Source organism: Candidatus Obscuribacterales bacterium (assembly GCA_036703605.1).
Lineage (GTDB): Bacteria > Cyanobacteriota > Cyanobacteriia > RECH01 > RECH01 > RECH01.
In genome coordinates this window covers 1-6236 of record DATNRH010000290.1, presented here as the reverse complement: position 1 = coordinate 6236, position 6236 = coordinate 1, and the positions used below count along the sequence as shown (strand labels likewise).

Sequence of the window (6236 nt, the reverse complement as noted above, 5' to 3'; positions counted from 1 at the left end):
TAATTTTGGTGCGTCCATCGATACCGTTTTGCTGCAGCCAGTGCAGCAGAGTGAAGGTCTTGCCCATAACAAACAGCTCCAGCGCCTCAGGGTTGTACTGAATGCCCTCCGTGCGGCTGAATTGATGGGGCACCAGCATGGCAGTATAGCGGCTCAGTTCCGTGCCCCAATCTAGCCAAAAGGGTAGCCAAGGATATTCGGCATCGAGTCGCAGAAACCACAGGCGTACCTCAGGAATTTCGGAGAGTTCGCGGGGGTCGTCGGGTTCGCGGGGATAGTCTAGTTCAAACTGAATTGCTTGCCCAGCTTGAGCGATCGCCTCTTGAACCTTGAGGGTAGACAACACCTTCGTGGCGGGTGAAAGGTTGAGGGTATGGATATGCTCAGCCTGCAGAGAAATGGTAAGAGTCATGGGGATGCAATCTAAGTATCACGTGGGCATCAGCTTGGGCTTTCAGACTCGCCAGTGGGCAGCGTTGCCTCCAGGGATAAACAGTTGCGTCCATTCACCTGCAGGCGATACTCCACCCGATCCATTAGGCGGTTCAAAATCAGCCAACCGTAGCCCCCATCTTGTTTTTCCTCCGGCATAGGAGGTAGATAGGTGGATAGGTCGAAGCCTTGTCCATGATCCCAGATTTCCATGGAAATATCTTGTCCCTTCAGCTCCAATCGGATCAACACCGGTAAATTGGGCTGGTTTTTGTGGGCATGGCGTACCACATTGGAGTAAGCCTCCACCAATACGAGGCGTAGGCGATTAGACTGGCGCGGCCAATCTACGCGATCGCCTAGCTCCACCTCCAGTGCGCCTAGCAACCAGCTTTCCACAATATTCAAAAATCGTAAGTCACTAGGGATATGCAGCTCAGTTCTCATCAGCTACAACACCTCCAGGGAGAGCATGGTTTGATCATCTTCTTGGGTCTCGCTATGAGCTTGAATCCGAGACAGGATATGGGTTAGGTCGAGGCTGCTATGGTCTTGAATCAACAGTTGCCATAGCCCCGCCTGCCGCAGCATAGAACGGCTGGTGGGGGCATGGCCGCTGCCGGGCTCCACATTGGCGATGCTGGCTTCTGTGACGCCGTCGCTAGCCAAGAGAAGCACATCTCCAGACTGTAGCTGCAGTTCACCCGCTGCCGCTGTCCATAGCGGCAAGATGCCGAGAGGAACACCGCGCTGTTTGAGGTAGGTGGGTTCGAGGGCCGGGTTGCCGGTTTTCTCACCGTTATCCTCCCGGTGATAGGACGACCACACCAAGGGATAGATATGCCCTGCATTGGCATAGACCAAGCGTTTGGTATCGGGGGAAAAACTAGCTAGCACCATGGTAATAAAGCAATTGCTGCTGACGAGGTTGTCAAGCAAGCTACTGTTGAGGTTTTGCATGACGATATTGGGGGGCGGCGGTGCTTCCTGGGCCAGCTCTCGGCGCAACACCGATAGGGCGCTGGCCATAAACAAGGCAGCGGGCACTCCTTTACCAGATACGTCACCCACCGCTAACCAGATGTCTCCCTGGGGATGTAGGTAGACTTCAAAAAAGTCGCCTCCTACCTCGCGGGCCGGGTAGCAGTAGGCCTGAATTTTGACATTGTCGATGTCGGGCAGGCTTTGGCGCAGCAGGTTGCCTTGAATCTGCCGGGCTACGGCCAATTCTCCCTGCATTTGTTCGCTTTGCTTTTGGATGCGTTGATAGAGCTTGGCTTGGGAAATGGCCAGGGCAGCCTGTTCGGCAACGCCCTTCACCAGCTCGATATCGTCTTTTAGCCAAGAGGCGCTGGTGGTTTGCTTGTAGAGCACCAGCACCGCCGGTATTTCTTGCTTACAGGTGAGGGGAATGACAAGCTGGACATAGGGCTGCTGCTGCTGGGTTTGGGCAATCTTCACGGAGCGATCGCTGACACTGCCCATCAATACCTGAGCATCGACTGGAGGGAGGGAGGGGCGATCGCTGGGCGAGTCGGCGTTGACCCAGCGGGTGCTATTGGCCAGCACGAAATCTGCCTCAGCCTTGGTGGCTAGGGGTAGATTCACCGCTGCCGCCTCCCCAAACTCCACCTGTTCCACGGGATATAACATGCAGGCATCTGCCCCAAAGGTTTTGCCAATGGTTTCCACAATGGTGCGCAACATGCTGTCGTAGTCCAAGGACTCACGAATAGCGCTGGTCACGGCATTGAACAGCGACTCGCGCCGCAGGGCCCGGGTCAAGTCGCAGGTGCGCTGCTTGATGGCGCTGTAGGTTTCTGCAGCCTGGTTGACCACGGCTCTTAGTTCTGCTGCATCCCATGGCTTGGTGATGTATTTGAAGACCTTACCGCTGTTGATGGCATCAACGAGATCCTGAGCATCGGTGTAGCCTGTTAAGACGATGCGGATGGTATCGGGAAACAAGTCCACCGTTCGGCTCAAAAACTCAATGCCCGAAAGCCTAGGCATTTGTTGGTCAGAGATGATGATGGCCATCTCCCCTTCGCGATCTAACACGTCCATGGCTTCAAAGGCGCTCTCTGCCTTAAATACCTCAAAGTCTCGCCGAAAGGTGCGATACAACAAAGCTAAATTGTCGGTTTCATCGTCTACCACCATGAGTCTGGGCTTTAGATGTTCAACCTGAACCATACAACTGCCTACTCCTGAGTTAGCCACGTGCTCAGCGAAAGAGAAGGGATCGGGAAACCCAGCCCCTTTAAGATGACACACCGGTGCAGAGGGTTTATCGTCTGCTACTTTCCTATTATGCTCGAATCTTCCTTCCAGCTATCTTTGGATGCAGTCAATCCTTGGGATCCTTACCAGAGAAGCCGTAGGGTATGGTCAACAGGGTGTTGAATAAACCTTCCAGATAAACGTTCCAGTGCGATCGCCCTCTGTTCTACTCGTCCAGGATTCTTTGCCAACTTCAGGATTGTTTTGACCTCAGGTTGAACCCCATGCTTGACCCCAGGTTGGCCATTATCGGAGGCGATCGCCCGGATCTGCTAACACCGGCATCTTATCCTTGAAATGACCCAATGGCCCGTGGGCAGTCGGTTTCCAGGCTGTACTATGGGAACTTCCTAACCCAAAAAGGGCTCAGAAGATGCAGCCAGATGATCCAATCGCTGGTTACCAATAGATAATCTAGCTACAGTTGGTCAGACTTCACCTAGGGGATCGTCTAATCCGGTGCAGGGTTCGCCAGCATGGGGGATGATACCCACAGGTATAGTGCAAATGTCCGTAACAGGATCTGCTAACGAGTGAGGTTTATAACCATGAAACGAATGGGATACGCGATCGCTTTGGGGCTAGCCCTAGCGACGATTGGCAATGTTGGGACAGGACAGGCGGCAGATAGAACTCTCCATAAGCCAACCTTGTCGTCTGGGGAAGCTGCGGGGGCGATCGCTCAACGGGTGGGCACCTGCCGCACCACCGTGGCGCAAATTGCCGTGTATGAACAGCCTAATACCATCAGCACCGTGGTTGGTACCATTCCAGCCGAGGGTGTGATGATGCTAGGCAACGGGCGCGGCGAGGGCTGGATCCAAATCCTTGAACCCCACGTTGGCTGGGTTGATACACAATTTCTGATTGGGGATGACAGCACGCCTTGTCCGCCAGGCTTTAGCTACACGGAACCCGCGGCAACTTTTCCCACCCCTACACCAACTCCGTCCGCAACTGCTCCTGCTCCTGCGCCTGGAAGCACTCGTTGCCAAGTGGTGCCCCCCTTGGGCCTCATTGTCCGCAATCAGCCGGTGATTTCTGAGCGCACCTATGTGGCAACCATTCCCACAGGCGCGCAGGATTTTCAGTTCACGGACATGGCCCGTACAACCGTGACTCCCGAAGGACGGCGTACCTGGATTTACATCACAGCTCCCTATGAAGGGTGGATTTCCACCGGTTTTGTGGGTAGTGGATCCAATCTGGCCGGGGTTAGTTGCCCCTAGGCTTACGGGCTGGACGATACAGGAATGGGGGATGACGATAGCCAACCCCCATTCCTGCATTGGGTGGTTAGATGACGATGGAGCGATCGCCCCTGCCTAAACGACGTAGTTGACGATGCGGGCAAAGCTTTCGGGTTCTAGGCTGGCTCCACCCACCAGCGCGCCGTCAATCTCTGGCTGGGCCATAATCTCATCGATATTACCTGGCTTCACCGATCCACCATACTGAATCGGCACGTCGGCATGGGTGAGCTGGCTACGAATCAGGCCAATCACTCGGTTGGCTTCGGTCGATTCACAGGTCTCGCCGGTGCCGATCGCCCAAATAGGTTCGTAGGCAATCACCAACTGGGTTTGATCGACGCCAACCAAGTCTTGTTCCAACTGCTTCATGATCAGGGCTTCTGTTTCCCCAGCATCACGCTGTTCCTTGGTTTCTCCCACACAGAGGATCGGCGTTAAGCCGTGGCGCTGGGCTGCTTTCAGGCGGAGATTGACGGTTTCATCCGTTTCGCCAAAATACTGTCGCCGCTCACTATGCCCAACCACGACATAGCGAATGCCATATTCGGTCAGCATGGGGCCGGAGATCTCCCCTGTGTAGGCACCCGATTCTTCCCAGTGAATATTCTGTGCGCCAATTCGAATGCGGCTGCCGTGTAAGTTTTTGGAGAGGGTGCCTAGGGCGGTGAATGGCCCACAAAGGACAATCTCTCGTTCGTCTGGCGCTTCATTCACCAGGGTGGTAAACCCGAGGAGAAACTCTAGGGCTTCTGCCTGGGTTTTGTACATTTTCCAGTTACCAGCAATGACAATCTTTCGCACGAGTGACTCTGTCGTGATGGGTTAGCAGCAATAATGCATCCTATAGTTTAGGACGGAATGGGCACATTCTAAAGGGCAGATGATCAAATCCAAGGAATTGCCGCGATCGCTCCCCCATAAAAAAAGCGATCGCCCCTAGGATGATTCCCAGAGCGATCGCCCGATGGTTTGTTTGACCTAGGAATAGGCCAGACGAGTGCTAGTCGGCAGCAGCCCGAGCCGCAGCGGCTTCGTCGGGATGAATGTTAAGACGCGTTAAGTTAATCCGCCCGCGACTATCAATTTCCCGTACCTTGACGATCACTTCATCGCCGATGGCAACTTCGTCTTCAACCTTGCCCACTCGGTAGTCGGCCAGTTGGGAAATGTGGATCATGCCTTCTTTGCCGGGCAGGATTTCCACAAATGCGCCAATGGGGATAATCCGCGTCACGCGACCCACATAGACATCGCCCGCCGATAACTTGCGGGTCATGCCTTCAATGATGCCGCGCGCCTGTTCAGCATTGCTGCCTTCTAGGGCGGAGATGGTGATGGTACCGTCGTCTTCGATATCTACCTTGGCACCGGTTTGTTCGGTGATTCCCTTGATGGTTTTACCACCGGGGCCAATCACCAAGCCAATCAGGTCAGGATCGATCTTGATGGTCAGCAATCGGGGCGCAAAGGGCGATAGCTCAGCACGAGGCTGATCAATGGTAGCCAGCATCTTTTCTAGGATGTGCATCCGAGCTGGCTTGGCCTGGTGGATGGCATCGGCAATCACCGAGATCGGCAGACCGGTAATTTTCATGTCCATCTGCAGGGCGGTGATGCCGGTATCGGTGCCGGCTACCTTAAAGTCCATATCGCCGAGGAAGTCTTCAATGCCTTGGATGTCGGTGAGGATGCGAATTTCATCGCCTTCCTTAATCAAGCCCATGGCTGCACCACTCACCGGCTTGGTAATCGGTACACCAGCATCCATTAAGCCTAGAGTCGATCCACAAACGGAACCCATGGAGGTAGAACCGTTGGAGGACAGCACTTCCGAGACCACCCGAATCACGTAGGGAAACTCTTCCTTGGGGGGAAGTACGGGAATGAGGGCCCGTTCTGCCAAGGCACCGTGACCAATTTCCCGCCGTCCTGGCGATCGCATCGGGCGGGTTTCACCCACGGAGTAGGGGGGGAAGTTGTAGTGGTGCAGGTAGCGCTTCTTGCCATCGGGATGGAGATCGTCCATTTCCTGGGCGTCGCCGGGCGTTCCTAGGGTGACAATAGACATCACCTGAGTGAGCCCGCGCTGGAACAAGCCGCTGCCATGCACCCGCGATGGCAAGAGCCCTGTCCGACATTGGATGGGACGAACTTCGTCGAGTTTCCGTCCATCCACCCGCACCTTATCGTCAACGATTTGGCGACGCATGAGGGTCTTGGTGAGGGATTTGAAGGCTTTGCCTAGGGCTTTACCATCAGAGGCGATCG

The 6236-nt window shown here is 54.8% G+C and carries 6 protein-coding genes; 1 reads left to right on the top strand and 5 read right to left on the bottom strand.

Translation table 11 applies throughout. The features are described 5' to 3' along the window. The 3 genes from V6D20_06155 to V6D20_06145 all read right to left on the bottom strand — a co-directional run. On the bottom strand, positions 1–412 hold a 412-nt coding region (locus tag V6D20_06155), incomplete at its 3' end, for a CRR6 family NdhI maturation factor (GenBank protein HEY9815368.1). Positions 413–441: 29 nt separating this feature from the next. Beyond that, entirely contained in the window at positions 442–879 is a 438-nt protein-coding gene (locus tag V6D20_06150) for an anti-sigma regulatory factor (GenBank protein ID HEY9815367.1), read from the bottom strand. Positions 880–882: 3 nt separating this feature from the next. Then, a complete protein-coding gene (locus V6D20_06145) occupies positions 883–2628 on the bottom strand; it encodes a SpoIIE family protein phosphatase (protein ID HEY9815366.1) in 1746 nt (581 codons plus the stop codon). A 635-nt stretch (positions 2629–3263) separates the two neighbouring features. Here V6D20_06145 and V6D20_06140 point away from each other — a divergent pair. Then, positions 3264–3944, top strand: coding sequence for an SH3 domain-containing protein (locus tag V6D20_06140; GenBank protein HEY9815365.1), 681 nt, complete (start codon positions 3264–3266; stop codon positions 3942–3944). Positions 3945–4040: 96 nt separating this feature from the next. Here V6D20_06140 and tpiA read toward each other — a convergent pair whose 3' ends face one another. Together tpiA and V6D20_06130 are read right to left on the bottom strand one after the other, a co-directional pair. Then, positions 4041–4769 carry a triose-phosphate isomerase gene (gene tpiA, locus V6D20_06135; protein HEY9815364.1) on the bottom strand — a complete coding sequence of 243 codons (729 nt, stop codon included), beginning with the start codon at positions 4767–4769 and terminating at the stop codon, positions 4041–4043. A gap of 199 nt (positions 4770–4968) precedes the next feature. Continuing rightward, positions 4969–6236, bottom strand: a 1268-nt coding sequence (locus V6D20_06130) for a polyribonucleotide nucleotidyltransferase (protein HEY9815363.1), incomplete at its 5' end; no start/stop codon positions are given.

What these genes read in the sequence shown, in the direction of transcription:
- V6D20_06150 (HEY9815367.1), bottom strand. Translation starts at nt 879, where the DNA reads ATGAGAACTGAGCTGCATATCCCTAGTGACTTACGATTTTTGAATATT.
- V6D20_06145 (HEY9815366.1), bottom strand. Translation starts at nt 2,628, where the DNA reads ATGGTTCAGGTTGAACATCTAAAGCCCAGACTCATGGTGGTAGACGAT.
- V6D20_06140 (HEY9815365.1), top strand. Translation starts at nt 3,264, where the DNA reads ATGAAACGAATGGGATACGCGATCGCTTTGGGGCTAGCCCTAGCGACG.